This is a genomic window from Collinsella aerofaciens, assembly GCF_040910325.1.
Classification (GTDB): Bacteria; Actinomycetota; Coriobacteriia; order Coriobacteriales; family Coriobacteriaceae; genus Collinsella; species Collinsella aerofaciens_BL.
Window position 1 is genome coordinate 14,269 of sequence record NZ_JBDGAV010000008.1, and the last position, 20,976, is coordinate 35,244.

A 20,976-nucleotide genomic window follows, 5' to 3' on the forward strand; every position below is an offset into this window, starting at 1 on the left:
TAGAGGAGCAAAAGACTTGCTATCCGATAGCGTTTTTGAGCTCCGCACGGCGCTTTTTCATGCCGGTCATAACGGCATTGCGCAACTCGGGCATGCGCGCGGTATCCATCTGGGGCACGCCCTCAAGCTTATAGGGAATCCCCAGCTGCTCATACTTGACGACACCCATCGTGTGATACGGCAACATCTCCAAGCCCACCACGTTGTGCCACGGGGCAATCAGGCGACCGAGTGCCTCGCACTCCTCCACCGTGTCGGTAATGCCCGGTACTACTACGTGACGGATAACGACCTTGATCCTGCGACGCGCCAGCTCATCGCCAAACGCCAGAATACGTGCAGGATCGCAACCGGTCAGCTTTTTATGCTCAACCGGATCGGCGTGCTTAATGTCGAGCAGCACCATGTCGGTCTCGTTGAGAACAGCATCGAACTTCTCGGGGTGGTTGGGATCAAACGCATATCCGCAGCTGTCAAGGCAGGTATGCACGCGACCATCGGGATTGTTGTGCATTGCACGGAACAGGCCGGCCAAAAAATCGGGCTGCAGAAGCGGCTCGCCGCCCGAAACGGTAATGCCGCCGCTGCGGTAAAACTCATGGTTGCTCTGGAACTCGTCCATCAGATGTTCGACGGTCACCATGGTGCCGCCGTTAACCGACCAGGTATCGGGATTGTGGCAATACGCGCAGCGCATGGGACAGCCTTGGACAAACACTACGAAGCGGATGCCGGGACCGTCAACCGTACCCATCGTCTCGATCGAATGTACGCGGCCCAGGGCAAACGCGGAGTCCTCGGGACGAGCGTCCACACCCTCGAGCGTCATCTCAGCCATTCCCGCTACCTTGCCTCTCATTGGTTTTAGTTACATAAATGCCAGAGCCATTCTAGCCCATACATATGATGGCGAAACGGTTTAGAGGTCAATTAGGTCGTCCTATTTGACTCCACGCAAAAGCGGCGGGAGGGTTATCGCAACCCGCCCGCCGCCGTGGCAATAGAAATCGATAGATGCCAGGCCTTACGCCTTGAGCGTGAGTACCGCACCGAAGGCGGTCGGGCCGCAATGACTCGAGATGACACCGCCGACCTGGGTCCAGGCAACGTCCTTAAAGCCCAGGTCGTGCGCATAGACTTCCATGTCGTCACGCAGTTCCTCGGAAAGACCTACCGAATACGCCAGGCCAATGTGCGAGTAGTCAATCTCCCCCTTGGCAACCATGTGGTCAATAAAGGCGCGGGCGCATTTGAGCATAGAGCCGCGGAACTTTTTGGTCGCCACGAACTTGCCGCCCGTCACCTCAATGCAGGGCTTAATCTTGAGCAGATGGGCACCGAGGAATGCCACGTTGGACAAACGACCGCCGGCCTTAAGGAAGGCGAGATCGGTTGGGACAAAGCCCAACAGCACGCGGTCCATGACGGAGTTCGCGAAGGCGAAGATCTCGTCGACGGTGGCATCGGGGTGAGCCTCGATGTATTTGGCGGTCTCGACGACAACAAGCGACTGGCCTACCGAGACAAAGCGCGTGTCCATGGAGAACACGTAGTCGCGCCCCTGGGCCGCAATCTTAGAGGACTGATGCGAACAGGTCGTGGCCTCGGAATATGCAAGATGCAAAATAGTCGCGTCGGGTTGCTCGGCATGGATGCGGTCGTACACATGCGCAAAATCCGCTGGCGAACAGCCACTGGTCTTGGGCATCACACCAAACTCGTTGCAGCGCGAATAAATCTCGAGCGGATCGATCGAGCCGTCCTCGACGGTCTCGTCACCAATCGTGACATGCATGGGCACGCGCACGATGCCGTAGCGCTCGCAGAGCTCCGGCGTTACATCCGACCCAGACTCAACCACGATTACATACTTGCCCATTCTTATCACGACCCATCTCGACATTGGCTTTTCAATACATGACACGCGCGCCGCGCTGTTGCACAACGGCGTCCAAGCGCCAAAGAGACGCCGCCCCTTGCGCACAACAAAGGACAGCGTCTCCCTGGAAAACTCCGTGCTTACCTGAGATTTTACACGGTTTATAAATGAGTGTTACTTATCCCGCAAACGGTAGCTATACGCGATGAACGGTAGTTCGCTGCAGCAACTGCGACGCATTCCGCCCAGCAAGTCCAATCGCGCTCCACACACGGTTAATGCGCGAGGCGGTAGAAATCCATCGACGCCGCACCCTCGGCATGCAACCCCATCGCCGGAACCGCCGGCGAATAGGTACGGCTCGTAAGTGCCGCCTCGCCGCCATTTGCAAAAATCTCGACCATCGTAGTGTCCGAAAGCACGCGCAGGTCGCGAAGCTCGCCGAGCTCAATCGACCTCTGGTCGCGCCCATAGCCTTCGTCACCCATGTCGAGGGTAAGCATCCCGTCCGCATAGCGCACAAAGACACCCTTGCGAATCTCGAGCTCAACCATCTTGGCGCCCTCACAGGAAACCACGAGATCAAACAGGCGGCCCGGCTCCTCAACGGTTTCACCGCCTGTCGTGCGAACGCAGTCGCCGCGCATCCTCTCAATCTCGTGCGCCGGCTGCTGGCAGAGCTTACCATCGCGCATGCTCAGCTCTCGCGGCACCGTCAACGCGCACTGCCACCCGCGCGCCACCGTCGGGTTTTCCGCCGTCGCATCGGGGCAACCCGACCATCCGATCATCAATCGCCGGCCTGCAGCATCCTCAAAGGACTGCGGAGCATAGAAATCAAAACCGGCATCGACCATCGGGGGCATGCCCTTCCCGACGATTTTAAAGCTCGGCGCCTCCCAATCGGCCTCGATGGGGAACCACACGCACTGATGCGGATTGCGGTAACGCCAACCATCGGCAGGCACACCCTGCGGACAGCAAACGAGAATAAGCTCGCCATCAAGCTCAAACAGATCAGGGCACTCCCACATAAAGCCAAACTTCTCGCCCAGCTCAATGCGCGTCGCATAGCTCCAGACCCCTAAATCACGCGAAGTATAGACAAGCACGCAGCCACGGTCGTCTTTCGTACGAGCGCCCAGAACCATGTAGTAGACACCATCGTGCTCAAGGATCTTGGGGTCGCGCACGTGCGTACCGATATCGTCGGGGTAATCGACTGGTCCAACAGCCATGCGCTTCTCGCCCAATTCGTCGGGATTCTCGGCAACCATATGAATCTGGTTTTGCTCACGGCCCGTCAACACGTAGTTGTAATCATCGCGGTCAAAATGCTTGACGTTGCCGGTATAGAAGTAGTGAATCTTGCCATCACGTACAAAGGCAGAACCAGAATACGCTCCGCTCGAATCCAAATCGGAATCGGGGAACAGCACGGGGCCGTGATTCTCGTACGTCACAAAATCCTTTGTCGTCAGATGGTTCCAAAGCACTGGACCGCCATGCGCAGCATCGAACGGATCGTATTGATGATAGATGTGATACGTATCACCAATCTGAACCAAACCGTTGGGGTCGTTGAGCCAGCCAAGCTCAGGCTCCACATGGAACAGAAGCCTATCGGGGTCGGACGCGATGCGAGCCGCCGTCTCATCCTGTCCGACACGCCACTGCTCATAGTCCGCGCGTGTCACCTTGTTTTTTTGATTTAACATCGCCGTTGACTTTCTCGTCTATGGGGAAGGACGCTCGACTCACACGAGTCGAACGCCCTTCCTCAAATGGACTTATCCTCAGATTACACTGAACGGCTCAACTAGAAGCTAACGTCGAAGCCAGCGCCAGCGCCCTCTTCATCGGTGGTCGGCACGCCCTTTGCCTTGTTGTAGGCAAAGATCAAGACGATCGGCACGATAAAGGCGATGAGATTGCCAGCCACATACCACACGAGGGTCTCGGGCGTGACGATGAGCAGGCCAAGCACGCCGGTCAGACCCTGACCGATAGCGCGCACCTCAAAGAGCTTGACGAAGGCACCGCCGCAGCCTGCACCGATGCATGCGCAGATGAACGGAATGATCGAATAGCGCATGTTTGCAGCAAAGATAGCGGGCTCGGAGATTCCGACCAGCGTCGGGATAAAGGACGACATGCAGATGTTGCGCTCTTTGGAGTGCTTCTTGTGAATGAGGTACATACCGATGGCGCCGCCGCCCTGGGCGATGATGGAAACCGACCAGATGGCCTGGATGTAGTTGAAGCCAGTCGTGGCAACAAGGTTTGCCTCGATACCCTGGATGAACTGATGCGTACCGGTAACGACGAGCGGCTGCAGGAACGCGGCGAAGACAAAGGCACCAAAGACGCCCATCCTGTTGTACAGGATATCGATTACGCCGGCGAGGACGTCACCGATCAGGTTGCCGAGCGGGCCGAACACGGTGAACAGGGCAACGTTAGCAAGAATCAGGGTAACGGTCGGGACAAAGACGAACGAAACGACCTCGGGGATGTACTTCTGGGCAATCTTCTCGACCTTGGCCATAAACCAGGCGGTCAGAATTGCAGGGAACACGCCGCCCTGGAAAGCAACCATGGGAATGGAGAGCGGACCAAAGTTCCAGTACTCAGCACCCGTCGGGTCCATAACGAACGTGTTGCGGTTCATAAGGCTCGGGTGAACCATGACGATACCGACGAGGATGCCCAGGATCGGGTTACCGCCAAAACGCTTGACCGCGCTGTACATAACCAGGACAGGCAGGTAGTCGAACGTGGTGGCGATAATGGCAAAGAAGCTTGCGAGGTTCTTGAGGAACTCGCTGTGATCGGCGAGGCTGCCTTCCATGCCAAAGAGGCCGTTGGCAACGATCAGCGACTTAAGGCCGATGATGATTGCAGCGCCGACGAAGGCGGGAATGATGGGGATAAAGATGTCCGAGAATACCTTGAGGACCGAGAAGAACTTGCCCTTCTTGTCCGCCTCAGCGCCCTTGACCTCGGAAGCACTGATCTCCTTAACGCCCGTCAGAGCCATAAACTCATCGTAAACCTTGTTGACGGTACCGGTACCGAAGATGATCATGAGCTGGCCGCTGTTGTACAGCACGCCCTTGACGCCATCGATGTTCTCGAGCTCGGCCTTGTTGTATTTGCTCGTATCCTTGAGCACCAGACGCAGACGGGTCACGCAATGCGTGGCGCCCTCGATGTTCTCCAGTCCGCCGACGTTGTCGACGACTTGCTGGGACACTGCCTTGTAGTCCATGTTCCTCTCCATTCCTTTTCTAAATCATAAAACGGTTCGTTGCCGCTACAGAGACGCGATCGTTGCGTTTGCGCACTTGAGCGCACCGTCGGTGACGGTAAGCGCCACACCCTGGCCCTGCTTGTTGCAGAAGCGAGCGTTGAGCGCAACATCATCGACAAAGATGGTCGCGATGTCGTCGTCGACGACCAGACGCACATGGTGAGTGCCCTCGCCCTTAAAGAACAACGGACGCTCGAGGCCCATGTTGTTGACCTGGAACCACGGGTACTGGGGAGCCGGCGTGAACTCGAGCTTGCCCTCGCGCAGGTTGGCGCGGAACTCATAGGCAAGACCAGTCTCGGCGTCCTCGGCGAACTTGACCGAGAAGCCGGCAGCGTTACCGCCGAGCTCAATGTCGGCATCGAGCAAGTAGGTGGAGCCGGCATCCGCGGCGAGCACCTGCTCGACCTTGCCCGACTCGCAGGAAAGCTCAAAGGTCTCGACAGCCTTGCCCTCGCCAAAGGCGCCAAGCATGCTGTCGGGGAGCTTGGTGCCGAGCGTTCCGTCGGCACGCTGAACGATCTCGAGGGGCATAAAGGTGCCACCCCACAGGTAAGAGCTGGGGTCACCGCCCTCGTCACGCGTAGGAACCCAACCAAAGAGAACGCGGCGCTCACCATCAAATGCGGTACGCGCGGCATAGTACGCGCGGCCATCGAAGGAATCGTCCGCAGGAGTGATCCAAGGACCGTTGATAGAGCGAGACATGCGGTAACGGGTCTTGTTGCCATCACTGTACTCGGAGAACACCAGATACCACCAGTCGCCCATCTTAAAGAGATCAGGCATCTCGAACATGGTGTACAGGCCCGGATTCCACCAGTCGCCCTGGAACTCCCAGGTATCCAGGTCCTTGGAGGTGAACTTGACCAGACGACCGGTCATCAGACGCTTGTCCTCGCCCACACGCGTGCCGAGGATGAGCATGTACTCTTCGTTCTCCTCATCCCAAAGCACAAAGGGATCGCGCCAGTTGCGGTCATCGTAACCCTCCTGGGGCGGAAGCAGCGTCTCGGCGATGTTCTTCTCCCACTTGACGGCGTCGTCACTCGTTGCGTGAAGAAGAACCTGCTTCATCAAGCGTGCCTTGACCTTATCGCGATTGCAACCAGTGTAGAGCGCATGGTACTTGTCGCCCACCTTAAACACCGTGCCGGCATAAACATACTGGTCGACTTCCTCGTCGCCGCCACGCTCAAGGCTCTCGCCAAAGTCTTTGTAATTGACGAAGTCCTTGGTTGTCGCGAGTGCCCAGCCAAACGGCTCTCCGAAAGGTCCGGGGTTTCGCGTGTCACGCTGATGATAGAGATAGAACGTGCCGTCCTCGCCGTACGGCATGATGTCGCCTACCCAAATTCCCTCAGGCTGGTAATACACCTTGTGCATCCGAGACTTCCTTTCTCACGAGATACTAACTCGGTACAACTGCAAGATATGTCAATCGTTTTCATATGTCAAACGTTTTCACACCAATACGTCTTTTCGCAGTTCCAGTCGTCGGCAAACGGTTGACATATGCCGGCGAACGGTCATCAGAGGTGTTTGAGGAATTCTTTTGGCACGGGATGAACTACGCGGTTTTACCCTCAATGAGTTCAACGGGGAGCTTGATATTCGATTCGGGCTTTTCGCCGTTAATAAGAGCAATGATGGATTGCGCCGCGAGCTCTCCGATGCGATCGATATCTTGGCGTACGGTTGTTAAGTCAGGCATAAACGTCATAGTGCGGCGGGCACCATCCGCGCCCACGACCTTAATATCGCCCGGAGCGCTCAAGCCGCGCTGCTTCATCACGTTAAGACAGATAGCCGCCATCGTGTCGTCTCCCGCAAAGATGCCGTCAATATCGGGGTTCTCATCGAGGATCTTCGCAACGACCGCGCTCTTTTCGTCGTCGGGCTTAACGAACTCAACCTCACGGACAAGCGCGGGCAAACCGGCCTGCTCAACAACATCGAGGTAGGCATCGGTACGCTTATTGGCAGGCATGCGCATGCGGCTATTGCTGCGCAGGCACAGGATGCGTGAACATCCGTCATCGATCAGGCGACGCGTGGCAAGTTCGCCGATGCTATAGCTGTCGCTCGCAATCTGAACAGAGGCTTCGCCAAGGTCGCAGTCGATACCAACCAGACTCAAGCCCATCTCGGCATACGCCTCGGCACCGATATTAAGCGAGTTGACGATGACGCCATCAACCATATTGCGTCGAAGCATGTCGATATAAGAGCGCTCAAGCTCGGGTCGATTGGCGCTATTGCACAGCAGCATCTTAAAACCGTTTTCGGCCAGGGTATGCTCAATGACTTGAACCACTTGGGCATGAAACGGACTGCTGACATAGGGGACGATCATACCGATAAGATTCAGGCGACCGTTGAGCATGGCACGGGCGATATCGTTGGGCGTATAGTTGATGCGCTTCATCGCGGCATGGACCTTATCGCGGGTCTCTTGGCTAATATAGCCGCGATTATTAAGCACGCGAGATACCGTAGTAGGCGAAACCCCCGCCACCGCCGCAACTTCCTTGATGCCAGGCTTAGCCGTATCCTTAGAACGAGCACTCTCGCGAGCCATAGCACCCTCCCCCATCAACATGTCATACGTTTACATACGAACAAAGCATACCCCAACAAGAGCGGGAAGACGGTAACAGTACAAGTAAGTAAACGACTCATCCAAATAATTAGGAGAGTTCCGCCTAAAGGGTGACTCCAAAGGACCCCCGCCGGGGCTGTTTGGGCTACCTCCCAAAACATTCCGCAGGACGCAAAGAGGCTCGCCGCACGAAGTGCGCAGCGAGCCTCTTTGCATGTCCGAGGACACCAATTTAATTTAGCGTGGTTCCCTAAAGGACGACAACGCAGGAGACCCGGCAAGACCGGGAGCACTTTGTCTCGCAAACATTCCGCAGCCGCGAAGCGGCGAGGACGTTTGAGAGGCAAAGTGCGTAGGCCTTACCGGGTCTCCGGTGGGAGTTGAGTCCCTTTAGAACTTGTCGTGGAAGGTACGCGAAATGACCTCGTCCTGCTGCTCCTTGGTGAGCGTGTGGAAGTTCACGGCATAGCCGGAAACGCGGATGGTCAGCTGCGGATACTTCTCGGGGTGAGCCTGAGCGTCGAGCAGCGTCTCACGGTTGAAGACGTTGATGTTCAGGTGGTGGCCACCCTTCTCGGCGTAAGCGTCGAGCATGTGGACCAGGTTATCGGCCTGAGTCTCGGAAACTTCAGAAACCTTCATAATGTGTCTCCTTCGATCGATAGGCGCCGGCCGAAACCGGCGCACTAATCAGTAATCGTTATTGTTAGTATAGCACTAACAATAGTTACTCGCCCAGCTGATCAAGGTCGATATCGCCAAAGAACACCTGATCCTCCTTGCCGAGCGCACTCGGGATGATGGAGAAGGTGTTGGAGATGCCGTCCTGAGCATCGCGGAACGGGAGCTTGGAAACCGAAGACAGCGAAGCGATGGCACCGTGGCTATCGCGCTTGTGCATGGGGTTAGCACCCGGGGCGAACGGCTGGCCAGCCTTGCGGCCGTCGGGCGTGGAGCCGGTCTTCTTACCGTACACGACGTTGGAGGTAATGGTCAGAACCGAGGTCGTGGGCACGGAGTTGCGGTAGGTGTCGTTCATGCGGATGTACTCCATGAACTGGTGCACAACGTCGTGAGCGATCTGGTCGACGCGGTCGTCGTCGTTACCGTACTTGGGGAACTCGCCCTCGGTCTCGAAGTCGACGATGATGCCATTCTCGTCGCGAACGGGGTGAACCTTGGCGTACTTGATGGCAGACAGGGAGTCAGCCACGACGGAAAGGCCAGCGATGCCCGTAGCGAACCAGCGGTGCACGTGCTTGTCGTGCAGAGCCATCTGGATGCGCTCGTAGCAATACTTGTCGTGCATGTAGTGAATGATGTTCAGCGAGTTGACGTACACGCCAGCGAGCCACTTCATCATGTCGTTGTACTTGGCCACAACGTCGTCGTAATCGAGCGTATCGCCCTCGACGGCGCGGTACTTGGGGCCGACCTGCTTCTTGGAGACCTCGTCAACACCGCCGTTGAGTGCGTACAGCAGGCACTTGGCCAGGTTGGCGCGGGCGCCGAAGAACTGCATCTCCTTGCCAATGCGCATGGAGGACACGCAGCAGGCGATGCCGTAGTCGTCGCCGTGATAGACACGCATGAGGTCGTCGTTCTCGTACTGGATCGAGGAGCTGGCGACAGAAGTCTTGGCGCAGAACTTCTTGAAGTTCTCGGGCAGACGGGTCGACCACAGAACGGTCATGTTGGGCTCGGGGCTGGTGCCCATGTTCTCGAGCGTGTGCAGGTAGCGGTAGCTCATCTTGGTAACGAGCGTACGGCCGTCGACACCCATGCCGCCGATGGACTCGGTGACCCACTGCGGGTCGCCGGTGAACAGGGCCTGGTACTCAGGGGTACGGGCAAACTTGACCATGCGAAGCTTCATGATGAAGTGATCCACGAACTCCTGGATCTGCTCCTCGGTGAAGGTACCGTTGGCAAGGTCGCGCTCAGCGTAGATGTCGATGAACGTAGAGGTACGGCCGATGGACATGGCAGCGCCGTTCTGCTCCTTGACGGCAGCAAGGTAGGCGAAGTACATCCACTGGATGGCCTCCTGCGTGTTGGTAGCAGGGTTGGAAATATCGAAACCATAGGTCTCGGCCATCATCTTGAGCTCGCCGAGGGCGCGGATCTGCTCCTGCAGCTCCTCACGATCGCGGATGTTGTCGGCGGTCATGACCGTCGGGGTGGAAGCCTTCTGGGCCTCCTTGTCCTTGATCAGGTAGTCGACGCCGTACAGGGCAACACGACGGTAGTCGCCGATGATGCGGCCGCGGCCATAGCCATCGGGCAGACCGGTGATGATGTGAGCCGAGCGGCAAGCACGCATCTCGGGGGTGTAAACATCGAAGACGCCGGCGTTGTGGGTCTTGCGCTCAAAGGTGTAGCGCTCAACAACGTTCTCGTCGACCTTGTAGCCGTGCTGGCTGGCAGCCTGGCAAGCGATGCGGATACCACCGTTGACGTGCAGCGCGCGCTTGAGCGGCTTGTCAGTCTGGAGACCGACGATGGTCTCCTTCTCGCGGTGGGCGTTATCGATGTAGCCAGCGGGGTGGCTCACGATACCCGTAACGGTCTTGGTGTCCATATCGAGGACACCGCCCTGCTCGCGCTCCTTAAGCAGCAGGTCGAGAACCTCGCCCCACAGCTCCTTGGTACGCTCGGTCGGGCCGGCGAGGAACGACTCGTCGCCCTCGTAGGGGGTGTAGTTCTTCTGGATGAAGTCTCGGACGTCAACCTCTCCCGTCCAAATGCCTTCCTTGAAGCCTTCCCATGCCTCCTGCATTGTGTAACCACGCTCCTAGTTACGTGTAATGCGGCGCTCTCTCACACCGCTGCTTATTGAATTCTTGAATGTTCGGCTTGCACTACCGGCTTCTTCCGTTCTTCACCACACGTTGGTGCAGGGAACACGTTTGTCCACCTTGGAACTACAACCCAAAACCCAAGATTTCACCCGTTTGAGAAGGATAACATAGCGACCCTCTCCATCTGGGCTGTTATATGTTTCTTTTTTTATATCATAAGGGCGTTTTTTACAAATCCGCAGGAAACGCGAGCGCGAACAACTACCGTTCACCGATTTGTATGTTATTTTTCCTTGCCTTTGTACGACGTTCGCTCTAGCTGTTATGCCAGCTTTAGCAGGGTAAAGTGTCCCAGAGACCCTACAGAAACTGCAGGGCGGCCACGGGATCCCCCGTGGCCGCCCTGTGGCGTAGCTAGTTTTTAGCTTTGATTGCCGCTTGGCATTAGGCGGCTGCGGCGGCCTTGTCGGTCGTTGCCTTGCTATCGCCGTTGCCCTGGCCCTCAAAATGCTTGTAGCACCAGCTGGTGACCAGCGGGGTCAAAATAGCCGTCACGATTGCGCAGGCAGCAACCTGTGCCGTAGCCGTCGCGAGCACGGAGCCGCCGTACATGGCCCCGTTGACGCTTGCCATGGCAGCAGGCGTGGCCACATTGGCTCCGGCGCAGCTCGAAATGGCCGCACCTGCGACACCCGTACCACCCGTGAGCTTATCGACCGCGATGACGGGAATTGCAAAGACCACCGAGCAGATCACGCCGAGCAGAATACCGGGGAGACCGCCATTAATGAGCTGGCCAAAGGTCATGGTCGAGCCCATGGCAAAGAAGACGAGCACGATGATGGCGGAAAGTGCCGGTGCCATCATCTTCTTAAAGCTGGGGAACAGGTTACCCAGAATAATGCCGATGACGATCGGCAGAATGGCACCCACGAGCGACCAGCCGATCGGAGCCTGACCGGCAGCGCCGAGCACGATCATCGTGACCGGAGGGCCGACAACGAGCGTGGTGATGGCGACGGCGCCACGCTCGGCCTCGTTGCCCATGGTGCCCATCAGACCAGCGTACATAGCGTTGTTGGCGCCGGTGCAAGCCGCCAGCATCACCATGGCAGAGATGCCAAACAGGTTGTCGTTGAACACATAAAGGATGAGCAGCGACACGGCAACGACCACGATCTGCTTGACAGCGATGATGATGGCGCCGCGTGCAGCGGCGGCGGGAGCACTCTTAAACGAAATCGTCGTACCGACGATGAGCAAAAAGGCGCCAACGAGCGGGCCTGCACCCTGCTGGGTCATGCCAAGCGTAAAGCTACCGAGCGTTTTAAACAGGTCGGGGAATAGCGAGTTGAGCAGGCAGCCCAACAGAAGCGGCACCAAGATATTGGCGCCCGGGATGGAGGACATCTTAAAGAACGGCTCCTTTGCCGCCGGCGCCTCCACCGCAGTCGATTCACTCATATATATCTCCTTTGGATGCATGCGAATCGTAGCCGCACGCGCCTATGTCAGAAAGAAGGCGACAACCCCGAGTCGCCAGGGTCGCCGCCAAACAATCACCGCGGGGTATTACCCGTCCAGGACGATGCCGCCGTCGCAGTCACCAATCTCGCCGTTCACGAAGCTGGCGAGGTCGGAAGCGAAGAACAGCACCATCTGCGCAGGCTCGCTGGCCTGGGCGGCGCGGCCCAGAGGAATACCGTTGATGATGCGCTGAGAGTTCTCGTCAGAGAGAATCGAGGTCATATCGGTCAACGTGAGCGACGGGCACACGGCGTTGCAGCGAACGCCAAACTTGCCGCCTTCCTTGGCGACTGCCTTGGTTAGACCGTTAACACCGGCCTTGGAGCTCGCGTAGGCAGCGGTGCCGAGCAGGCCGCCGCCGATCTTGCCAGCAACAGAGCTCACGTTGACGATAGTGCCGGCATGGGCCGCCTTAAAGTGCGGGTACACGGCATTCATCATGGTAAAGGTGCCGTTGAGGTTGATGTCGATGGTACGGCGCCACTCGGTGTCGTCGATCTCGTCGAACTTCTTGGTGCTGATGACGCCAGCGCAGTTGATCAGGATGTTGGTTTGCGGCAGGTCCGTAAAAATCTGCTCGACGGTCTCGCGCGCCTTGGGCGCATCGGCGACATCGAGCTGATAGAACTTGTTTCCCTCGCCAAGCTCGGCCACAGCGGCCTCGCCTTTAGCAGCGTTCCTTGCGATGAGCGCGACATGTCCGCCGCCCGCGACGATGCCCTTGGCGATCTCGAGGCCAATGCCCTGAGTGCCGCCCGTGACAATCGCGGTCTTGCCCGTGAAGTCAAATGCCATGACTCCATCCCCCTTTAATTTAGGTGTCTCCTTGCGGGAAGTTGGAGCATCGCACGTGGCGATAAATGAGTCCCAGTCGTCATGGTGGTGACAACCCCTCGCCTAACCGCGTGCATAATAGTTCTTTGAAACGCTTTAGCAATTGAATGATTTTAAGTCTTAATGAGCTCTTAATATTGCCCACTGTATGAGGCCCGCGTATGGGGGTATCATCTTTCACCGAAAATAGTTTCTAGTGTTAGGGGTTTTCGGTGGAAGATACCGATTTCCGTGAGCTTGGGCGTCAGCTCCTTACCGAGTTCGGCAGCATGCATCAGCGCATTTCGCGCTTTGCGGACAAAGCCCTCGGCGGCGAAATGGCCGTCATGCGCGCCCTCATACTCGCCGGCGGTTCGCTCACGCCGAGCGAACTCGCTGATCGCGCCTGGGTCTCGAGCGCCCGCATCGCCAATATCTTACGCGCCCTCGAGGCCAAGGGCTGGGTCGAGCGCGAGCACTCAAAGACTGACCGTCGTCGCGTACACGTCACGGTGACCGACAAAGGATTCCAGGATCTAGAAATCAAACGTCGGGAATTCGAGGACCGCACTGCGGCTTTCCTCGAGCAGCTCGGCGAAACAAATACCCAAGAGATGGTGCGTCTTCTAAGGCGTGCCAACGAAATTATCGACCGCAATCAAGAAAGGAAAGATGCCGAGTGAGGATTCTCAAGCTCTTTAAAAAGCATGTCCTGGCACTGTTCGCAGCTATCGTACTTATCGTAATCAGCTGCAACGCCGATCTGGCACTGCCTACCTATATGAGCGACATCGTCGACGTGGGCGTGCAGCAAGGCGGCATCGCCTCGCCCGTGCCCGACACCATTCGCGCCGAATCGCTCGACGACCTCGAACTCTTTATGAGCGCCAAGGACGCCAAGGCTGTGGAGGCCGTGTTTAGCAAGGCAGACAAAAACGGGATTCGCACGTACAAGGGCACCGAGGACGAGCGCGCCGACGGCAGCAAGCTCGCTGACATTATGAGCCTGCCCGAGACCGTCGTCCTTTCGCTCAACCAAGGCATCGACGCCAACTCCATGGGCGACATGATGGGCTCGTCCAGCGAGAAAGACAACAACGCCGCCCAGGCCATGCCCACCCCCGAGCAGATGGCGGCGATGACGCCCGAGCAACTCGCCGAGATGCAGCAGAAGGCCGCAGCAGCGCAGAACATGCAAAAGCAGATTGATGCCGACGGCGGTAAGATCACCATGAAGGGTCTGCGTCTAGGCGTTGAAGGCGGCCTAATCGACCAGGGCAAGCTCGTCGAGGGCGCCAACGATATGGCGGACAAAATGGGCTCCATGTCGGGCTCCATCGTGACCCAACGCGCCGTGAGCTATGTGCAAGACGAGTACAAGGCGCAGGGCATCGACCCCGCCGACGTGCAGAACGCCTACCTGGGCCGCATGGCGACCACGATGTTTGGTCTGTGCCTGATCTCGCTCGTCGCCACCATCCTGACCGGTGCCGTGGCTTCGCGCACCGCCTGTTCCATCGCACGCGACCTGCGCCGCGAGACCTTCAACAAAGTTATGCACTTCTCGCCGGCCGAGGTGGGCAAGTTTAGCCAGGCCTCGCTCATCACCCGCTGCACCAACGACATTCAGCAGATCCAGATGGCCGCAACCCTGTTTATCCGCATGTGTCTGATGGCCCCCGTCATGGGCATCGTCGCTGTCATGCGTGTCCTGGCCAACCACACCGGCCTGGAGTGGACCATCGCCGTGGCCATCATCGCGGTCTCGGCCGTCGTCGGCGTGCTTATGGGCCTCACCATGCCCAAGTTCAAAAAGATGCAGAGCTTTGTGGACCGCGTGAACCTTACCGCCCGCGAGCTGCTCGACGGCCTTATGCCCATCCGCTCGTTCAACCGCGAGGAGCATGAGCTCGAACGTTTTGACAAGGCGTCGCTCGACCTGATGACTACGCAGCTCTACACCAACCGCGCCATGAGCTTTATGATGCCGCTCATGATGCTCGTCATGAACTGCATCACCGTGCTTATCGTCTGGTTTGGCGCGCAGGGCGTGTCCGACGGCGTGATGCAGGTCGGCAACATGATGGCGTTCATCTCCTACACCATGCAGATCGTCATGGCGTTTATGATCCTCACCATGGTTTCGGTCATCCTGCCCCGCGCCGAGGTCGCAGCCGAGCGCGTGGAAGAGGTCATCACCTGCCCCACGAGTATCAACGACCCTGTCTCGCCCAAACTGCCTGCTGCCAGCGCGCCGCGCGGCGAGCTCACCTTCCGCGACGTGAGCTTCCAGTATCCCGATGCCCGCGCCGACGTCATTAGCGGCGTAAACTTCACCACGCACGCCGGCCAGATGCTCGGCATCATTGGTTCCACGGGCTCGGGCAAGTCCACGCTTGTACAGTTGATTCCGCGCCTGTACGACGTCACGGGCGGCAGCATTTCGCTCGACGGCATCGACGTGCGCGACATGACCCTCTCTGAGCTGCGCCGCCGCATCGGTTATATTCCGCAGCAGGGTCGTCTGTTCTCGGGTACCGTCGAGAGCAACCTCAAGTTTGCCGGCGACATGGTGAGTGACGAGGATATGCGCCAGGCAGCACACGTCGCCCAGGCGGAGGACTTTATCGCCGAGCGCGAGGACGGGTACGACTCCCCCATTAGCCAGGGCGGCTCCAATGTCTCGGGCGGTCAGCGCCAGCGTCTGGCCATCGCCCGCGCGTTGGCCAAAAAGCCCGAGGTCGTGGTGTTCGATGATTCGTTTAGCGCCCTCGACTACAAGACCGACGCGCGCCTGCGCGAAGAGCTGGCCAAAAACGTCACCGACGCCGCGCTCGTGGTCGTGGCCCAGCGCATCGCGACCATCATGCACGCCGACCAGATCATCGTGCTCGACGACGGCCACGTAGTGGGCACCGGCACGCACGAGGAGCTGCTGCGCAGCTGCCCGGCGTACCTGGAGATCGCACAGTCACAGCTTTCCGCCGAGGAGCTGGGGCTTACCCAAGAAGAAATTGCAGCCGTTACGGAAGGAGGCGAGCGCTAATGGCAGACGAGACCAAGACCCAAATTCCCAAGCCCACCCGTCAGCGTGGACCCATGGGCCGCATGGGCGGCATGCGTCGCGGCGAAAAGGCCAAGGACTTTAAGGGCACCATGAGGCAGCTGCTCGGCTATATCGGCCAGCACAAGATTGCCGTGTTTGTCGCCGTCGCCTTTGCCGTGTGCTCGGTCATCTTTAACATTGTGGGACCCAAGGTGCTCGGCCAGGTTACGACCAAGCTGTTCGAAGGCCTGGTCGCCAAGGTCAACGGCACCGGCGACGTTGACTTTGACTGGATCGCCAAGACGCTCGGCTTTTTGCTCTGCCTGTATCTGGCGAGCTCTGTCTGCAGCCTGGTCCAGGGCTGGCTCATGACCGGCGTCACGCAAAAGATCTGCTACCGCATGCGCAAGGAAATCGCCGCCAAGATTGCCGTCGTGCCGATGAGTTACTTCAACGGCCACAGCAAGGGAGACGTACTCAGCCGCATCACCAACGACGTCGATACGCTCGGCCAGTCGCTCAACCAGAGCGTGACGCAGCTTATTACGTCCGTCACGCAGATTATCGGCGTGCTCGTCATGATGCTGTCAATCAGTCTGCCGCTCACCGGCGTCACCGTGCTCACACTGCCGGCCGCCGCGATTATCCTGACCGTGATGATTCACTTCTCGCAGCCGTACTTCCGCGAGCAACAGCAAGTCCTGGGCGCCGTCAACGGCATTATCGAGGAGGACTTTGCCGGCCAGAACGTTATTCAGGTGTTCGACCGCGCCGAGGCCTCGATCGAGGAGTTCGACCGTCAAAACGACCGACTGTTTGTGAGCGGTTGGCGCTCGCAGTTCCTGTCGGGCCTGATGATGCCGCTTATGAGCTTGGTGGGCAACATGGGCTACGTGGGCGTTGTCGTGGTGGGCGCACAGCTCGCGCTGACCGGCAATGCCACGCCCGGCGACATCCAGAGCTTTATCCAGTACGTGCGCAACTTTACGCAGCCGGTGCAGCAGCTGGGCAACGTGAGCAACACGATGCAGTCGATGGCCGCCGCCACCGAGCGCGTCTTTGAGTTCCTGGCCGCGCCCGAGGAGGAACAGAAAGCCGACGCGCAGATTCCCGAGAAGCGCCCCGGCCACGTTGAGTTCGACCACGTCAAGTTTGGCTACACGCCCGACAAGACCATCATCCACGACTTTAGCTGCGAGGCGCAGCCCGGTCAGACCATCGCCATCGTCGGCCCCACCGGCGCCGGCAAGACCACGCTCATTAAGCTGCTGCAGCGTTTCTACGACGTGGATGGCGGTTCGCTGCGCGTCGAGGGCGTCGACGTGCGCGACTGGGACCGCGCGGCACTGCGCGGCGAGTTTGCCATGGTGCTGCAGGATACCTGGCTGTTTAACGGCACCATCCGCGAGAACATCCGCTACGGACGTCCCGATGCAAGCGATGCCGAGGTCGAGGCCGCTGCACGCGCCGCACGCTGCGACCACTTTATCCATACGCTCGCCGGCGGCTACGACTTTATGATCAACGAGGAGGGCACTAACCTGTCGCAGGGTCAGCGCCAGCTCGTGACCATCGCCCGTGCCATTTTGGCCGACCGCCCGGCGCTGATTCTGGACGAGGCGACCTCCAACGTTGACACTCGTACCGAGGAGCTCATTCAGCGCGCCATGGATGCGCTGATGCAGGGCCGCACCAGCTTTGTCATCGCGCACCGCCTGTCCACGATCCGCAACGCCGACGTGATCTTGGTGATTCGCGACGGCGACATCGTCGAGAAGGGCACGCACGACGAGCTGCTCGCCCAGGGCGGCTTCTACGCCGACCTGTACAACTCGCAGTTCGACGAGGCGGCGTAAATTCGGCCGCAAGGAGCGAATAACGCCCGAGAACGGGGGCGCAGGACAACCTGCGCCCCCGTTTTTGCTCTGCGGCCCTCAAACCGCCTCCCCTGGGACCTGATTGACAGCCCCTTCGAGGCCCCGTGGGCAAAAAATGGCAAATATGAGTACTGTTACCCTTTTAGTAACAGCCAAAACAGCCCCAAATGCCGTTTTCACGGCTTACACGCGTCCCTAAATTGATCAAACAGCCCTATAGCGGACTTATATGTGTTTGCGTTAATGAACATATTTTGCTGTTATGTCTATTATTTTGCGAAGGCAATATGCTACTAAGCTAGCAACCGTACTCATATTTGGCATTTTTTGCCCACAGGGTGTTTCCTGGGGAACCGACAATAGCCTTAGGGTCCCGCGCGACGCCGCTCCCTCCCGGCATTCGCCGACGTTTGCCCAGATAAAACCTGCCAAAATAAACCTGTCTCTTTTTGGTAGGTTTCGGGGTGACAAAGGCTTGCACTTTAGCGTGCGACAGCGGATAATGCCGAGCATTCGACAAAACGCTTATTGCTCTTTCTATAGATTGAGGAGGCCCCTATGGCCATGGAATTCAAACGCAGGCTGCCGATACCCATGGAGATCCGCGAGGAAATGCCGCTTTCTGCCGAGCTTACCGCCAAAAAGCAGGCATTTGACGCCGAGGTCGCCAAAGTCTTTACCGGCGAGGACGCACGTAAGGTGCTCATCATCGGCCCGTGCTCTGCCGACCGCGAGGATTCGGTGCTCGAGTATATGAACCGACTGGCCAAGACCGCCGAAGAGGTCAAGGACAAGCTCATCATCATTCCGCGCGTCTACACCAACAAGCCGCGCACCAAGGGCACTGGCTACAAGGGCCTGCTGCACAACCCCGACCCCGAGGCGCCCGATGACCTGCTCGAAGGCGTTAAGGCCATCCGCCACATGCACCTGCGCGTCATCGAGGAGACCGGTTTCTTTACCGCCGACGAGATGCTCTACCCGTCCAACTACCAATACCTCGTTGACCTGCTGAGCTATGTGGCCGTGGGCGCACGCTCGGTCGAGAACCAGGAGCATCGCCTGGTGTCGAGCGGCATTTCGGTACCCGTCGGCATGAAGAATCCCACTGCCGGCTCTACCACCGTTATGCTCAACTCCATTTACGCCGCGCAGGCGCACCAGAGCTTCATCTTCCGCAACTGGGAGGTCGAGTGCGACGGCAATCCGCTCGCGCACGCCGTTATGCGTGGTTACATCGGCCTCGATGGCCGCACCTACCCCAACTACCACTACGAGCACCTCGAGCGCCTGGCCGAGCGCTACACCGAGCACGCCGGCTATGCCAATCCGGCAGCGGTCATCGACTGCAACCACGACAACTCGGGCAAGCGTCCGCTGGAGCAGTATCGCATTTGCAAGGAGGTGCTCGACAGCTGCCGCCGCAACGAGTCCATCTCCAAGCTGGTCAAGGGCTTTATGATCGAGTCCTACCTGGAGGACGGCAACCAGCCGGTCGACGGCGGTGTCTTTGGCAAGTCGATCACCGACCCGTGCCTGGGCTGGGAAAAGACCGACTACCTCATCCACGAGATCGCGGAGCGGGTTTAGTTACGCGGGCCGCATTTGGACAATCTGACGTTCAACTTCAAGGGCGCGACCAGAAGGTCAGCGCCCTTTCGTTTCACGTCACCTTGTCTCAAATGCGGCCCGCTCGCTGTCCGTCCTCTACCTGCGGCGTTGTCTTACTCCGGATGCGGCAGTTAGGGACGTTCCTTTTCTGCCGGCAGTTTGGGATGTTCCTTGGGGTAGTCATTGGGTGTTCCTATAGTTTTGTCAACCGTCGGGGCTACTCCCGGTAGGGCACCCGGTCGCGCATCACGGCGTATATCGCCCTGAGCCGCTTCCTCGCGACGGCCTTGAGCGCCCGCCCGTGCCCCATGCCCCGCGCCCTGCAGGCCCGGTAGTACTCGCCGTAGCGCCCCGAGGACCTCACCAGGCTGTTGCACGAGAAGATCAGCAGGGACTTGAGCCTCGCGTCGCCGCGCCTGGACGCCCTGACCGACCTCACCGACGTGCCGGAGCTCCTCACCCTCGGGGCTATGCCGCAGTACGAGGCCAGGTGGTCGTGGTCCGGGAACCTCCCGATGTCGACCGACACCGCGAGCTGCGCCGCGGTCCTCGGGCCGATGCCGGGCACGGTGAGCAGACACGCGTAGGTCTCGTCGCCCTCGAGCAGCGCCGCCGTCTCGGCCTCGAGGGCCCCGGCCTCGTCGAGGGCCTCCGATATCCGGGCGGCCAGGAACCTGACCTGCCTGTTCTCGGCCTCGACGAGCGCCGGCGGGGGCGCGGTGGAGGCGGCCGCGGCCTCCCCGGCGGCCTCGGCCCGCGGGCCCTCGGCCCCGGAGCGGGCGATCCCCCACGCCCCGCCGAACCCGGCGAGCAGCTCCAGCCACCGCCGGTCCGACAGGTCGACCGCGGCCTCGAGGGCCGGGCAGGACTCGAGCAGCACCGCGCGCAGGCGGTTCTTGTCCCTGGTCGCGCAGGCGACGACGTGGTCGCGCTGCGACGAGAGGGCGCGGGCGGCCTCGAGGGCCTCGCCGCGGCCCGGGACCCCCGACAGGGAGTCCGGCACGCCCAGGGCGGTCCGCGCGATCACCGCGGCGTCGCGCTCGTCGGTCTTGGCCTCGCCGGCGAACAGGCCCGCGGCGCGGCTGGCGGCGAGCCCGGGCAGGTGGGCGACCCCGAGCCCCGCGGCGCGGGCCCGCCTCACGGCGAGGGACCCTATGTTGCGGAACTGGTCGACGACGACGAGCGTGCCGGCGGGCGCGGAGGCGAACAGCGCGTCGAGCTCGGCCTCCCTGTTGCGGACGGGGGCGCTGGCCAGCACCTCCCCGTCGCGGTCGATCAGGCAGGCCCAGTGCGACGACTTGCCGACGTCCAGGCCGAGCACGGCCGCGGGTCTGGTGGATGGCGCTTTCACGGTGGTATCCTTCCGGTAGTCGTTCGACCGGATGGCCTCCCCCTCGGCACTCACATTACCAGCCGCGGCGCCTGCCCGGCACTTTCCTATCAGCCGTCGGGGGCGGCGCGTCCCGCGCCGGCAGCACCCAACGGGCCCTCTCGGGGGCAGGGACGT

General features: G+C 59.4%; 15 protein-coding genes. 4 read left to right on the forward strand and 11 right to left on the reverse strand.

From position 1 onward, the window contains the following. Window positions 1–19: 19 nt before the first annotated feature. From pflA to AB5Z25_RS04710, 10 genes are all read right to left on the reverse strand, one after another. Window positions 20–838: a pyruvate formate-lyase-activating protein gene (gene pflA, locus AB5Z25_RS04665; RefSeq protein WP_368134910.1), complete on the reverse strand. Its 819-nt coding sequence runs from the start codon at window positions 836–838 to the stop codon at window positions 20–22. Window positions 839–1,024: 186 nt separating this feature from the next. Continuing rightward, window positions 1,025–1,879 carry a DegV family protein gene (locus tag AB5Z25_RS04670; protein ID WP_368134911.1) on the reverse strand — a complete coding sequence of 285 codons (855 nt, stop codon included), beginning with the start codon at window positions 1,877–1,879 and terminating at the stop codon, window positions 1,025–1,027. Between the two features lie 275 nt (window positions 1,880–2,154). Continuing rightward, a complete protein-coding gene (locus AB5Z25_RS04675; protein WP_368134912.1) occupies window positions 2,155–3,597 on the reverse strand; it encodes a glycoside hydrolase family 32 protein in 1,443 nt (480 codons plus the stop codon). Between the two features lie 101 nt (window positions 3,598–3,698). Then, window positions 3,699–5,150 (reverse strand): PTS transporter subunit EIIC, encoded by a 1,452-nt coding sequence (locus AB5Z25_RS04680; RefSeq protein WP_052044095.1) that lies wholly within the window; start codon window positions 5,148–5,150, stop codon window positions 3,699–3,701. Window positions 5,151–5,195: 45 nt separating this feature from the next. Beyond that, entirely contained in the window at window positions 5,196–6,578 is a 1,383-nt protein-coding gene (locus tag AB5Z25_RS04685; RefSeq protein ID WP_117746634.1) for a family 43 glycosylhydrolase, read from the reverse strand. Between the two features lie 184 nt (window positions 6,579–6,762). After that, a complete protein-coding gene (locus AB5Z25_RS04690; RefSeq protein ID WP_225093894.1) occupies window positions 6,763–7,773 on the reverse strand; it encodes a LacI family DNA-binding transcriptional regulator in 1,011 nt (336 codons plus the stop codon). 411 nt (window positions 7,774–8,184) lie between these two features. After that, complete coding sequence (gene grcA3 / locus AB5Z25_RS04695) at window positions 8,185–8,436, reverse strand: autonomous glycyl radical cofactor GrcA3 (RefSeq protein WP_117583521.1); 252 nt, start codon at window positions 8,434–8,436, stop codon at window positions 8,185–8,187. Between the two features lie 85 nt (window positions 8,437–8,521). Further along, complete coding sequence (gene pflB / locus AB5Z25_RS04700) at window positions 8,522–10,573, reverse strand: formate C-acetyltransferase (RefSeq protein WP_055310750.1); 2,052 nt, start codon at window positions 10,571–10,573, stop codon at window positions 8,522–8,524. Between the two features lie 466 nt (window positions 10,574–11,039). Beyond that, the gene (locus AB5Z25_RS04705) at window positions 11,040–12,059 is read right to left on the reverse strand and encodes a 2-keto-3-deoxygluconate permease (RefSeq protein ID WP_368134913.1); all 1,020 of its coding nucleotides are present in this window, start codon (window positions 12,057–12,059) and stop codon (window positions 11,040–11,042) included. A gap of 108 nt (window positions 12,060–12,167) precedes the next feature. Continuing rightward, complete coding sequence (locus AB5Z25_RS04710; protein ID WP_006234857.1) at window positions 12,168–12,917, reverse strand: SDR family NAD(P)-dependent oxidoreductase; 750 nt, start codon at window positions 12,915–12,917, stop codon at window positions 12,168–12,170. Window positions 12,918–13,168: 251 nt separating this feature from the next. On the opposite strand from AB5Z25_RS04710, the gene AB5Z25_RS04715 reads away from it, so the two are divergent. From AB5Z25_RS04715 to AB5Z25_RS04730, 4 genes are all read left to right on the forward strand, one after another. Then, window positions 13,169–13,618: a MarR family winged helix-turn-helix transcriptional regulator gene (locus AB5Z25_RS04715; protein WP_368134914.1), complete on the forward strand. Its 450-nt coding sequence runs from the start codon at window positions 13,169–13,171 to the stop codon at window positions 13,616–13,618. Then, window positions 13,615–15,981, forward strand: a complete 2,367-nt coding sequence (locus AB5Z25_RS04720; RefSeq protein WP_368134915.1) for an ABC transporter ATP-binding protein — start codon at window positions 13,615–13,617, stop codon at window positions 15,979–15,981. Before AB5Z25_RS04715 ends, AB5Z25_RS04720 begins: the two co-directional genes overlap by 4 nt. Further along, window positions 15,981–17,837 (forward strand): ABC transporter ATP-binding protein, encoded by a 1,857-nt coding sequence (locus tag AB5Z25_RS04725; RefSeq protein WP_368134916.1) that lies wholly within the window; start codon window positions 15,981–15,983, stop codon window positions 17,835–17,837. Before AB5Z25_RS04720 ends, AB5Z25_RS04725 begins: the two co-directional genes overlap by 1 nt. A 579-nt stretch (window positions 17,838–18,416) precedes the next feature. Then, window positions 18,417–19,448, forward strand: coding sequence for a 3-deoxy-7-phosphoheptulonate synthase (locus AB5Z25_RS04730; protein ID WP_117635771.1), 1,032 nt, complete (start codon window positions 18,417–18,419; stop codon window positions 19,446–19,448). Window positions 19,449–19,686: 238 nt separating this feature from the next. Here the strand turns inward: AB5Z25_RS04730 and AB5Z25_RS04735 are convergent, their stop codons facing one another. Next, window positions 19,687–20,820, reverse strand: a complete 1,134-nt coding sequence (locus AB5Z25_RS04735; protein ID WP_115596229.1) for an IS110 family RNA-guided transposase — start codon at window positions 20,818–20,820, stop codon at window positions 19,687–19,689. Between the last annotated feature and the right edge of the window lie 156 nt (window positions 20,821–20,976).

Excerpts from the sequence above, each read along its gene's own strand:
- AB5Z25_RS04705 (WP_368134913.1), bottom strand. The coding sequence starts at position 12,059 with ATGAGTGAATCGACTGCGGTGGAGGCGCCGGCGGCAAAGGAGCCGTTC.
- AB5Z25_RS04685 (WP_117746634.1), bottom strand. The coding sequence starts at position 6,578 with ATGCACAAGGTGTATTACCAGCCTGAGGGAATTTGGGTAGGCGACATC.
- AB5Z25_RS04690 (WP_225093894.1), bottom strand. The coding sequence starts at position 7,773 with ATGGCTCGCGAGAGTGCTCGTTCTAAGGATACGGCTAAGCCTGGCATC.
- pflA (WP_368134910.1), bottom strand. The coding sequence starts at position 838 with ATGGCTGAGATGACGCTCGAGGGTGTGGACGCTCGTCCCGAGGACTCC.
- AB5Z25_RS04710 (WP_006234857.1), bottom strand. The coding sequence starts at position 12,917 with ATGGCATTTGACTTCACGGGCAAGACCGCGATTGTCACGGGCGGCACT.
- grcA3 (WP_117583521.1), bottom strand. The coding sequence starts at position 8,436 with ATGAAGGTTTCTGAAGTTTCCGAGACTCAGGCCGATAACCTGGTCCAC.
- AB5Z25_RS04675 (WP_368134912.1), bottom strand. The coding sequence starts at position 3,597 with ATGTTAAATCAAAAAAACAAGGTGACACGCGCGGACTATGAGCAGTGG.
- pflB (WP_055310750.1), bottom strand. The coding sequence starts at position 10,573 with ATGCAGGAGGCATGGGAAGGCTTCAAGGAAGGCATTTGGACGGGAGAG.
- AB5Z25_RS04670 (WP_368134911.1), bottom strand. The coding sequence starts at position 1,879 with ATGGGCAAGTATGTAATCGTGGTTGAGTCTGGGTCGGATGTAACGCCG.
- AB5Z25_RS04680 (WP_052044095.1), bottom strand. The coding sequence starts at position 5,150 with ATGGACTACAAGGCAGTGTCCCAGCAAGTCGTCGACAACGTCGGCGGA.
- AB5Z25_RS04725 (WP_368134916.1), top strand. The coding sequence starts at position 15,981 with ATGGCAGACGAGACCAAGACCCAAATTCCCAAGCCCACCCGTCAGCGT.
- AB5Z25_RS04730 (WP_117635771.1), top strand. The coding sequence starts at position 18,417 with ATGGCCATGGAATTCAAACGCAGGCTGCCGATACCCATGGAGATCCGC.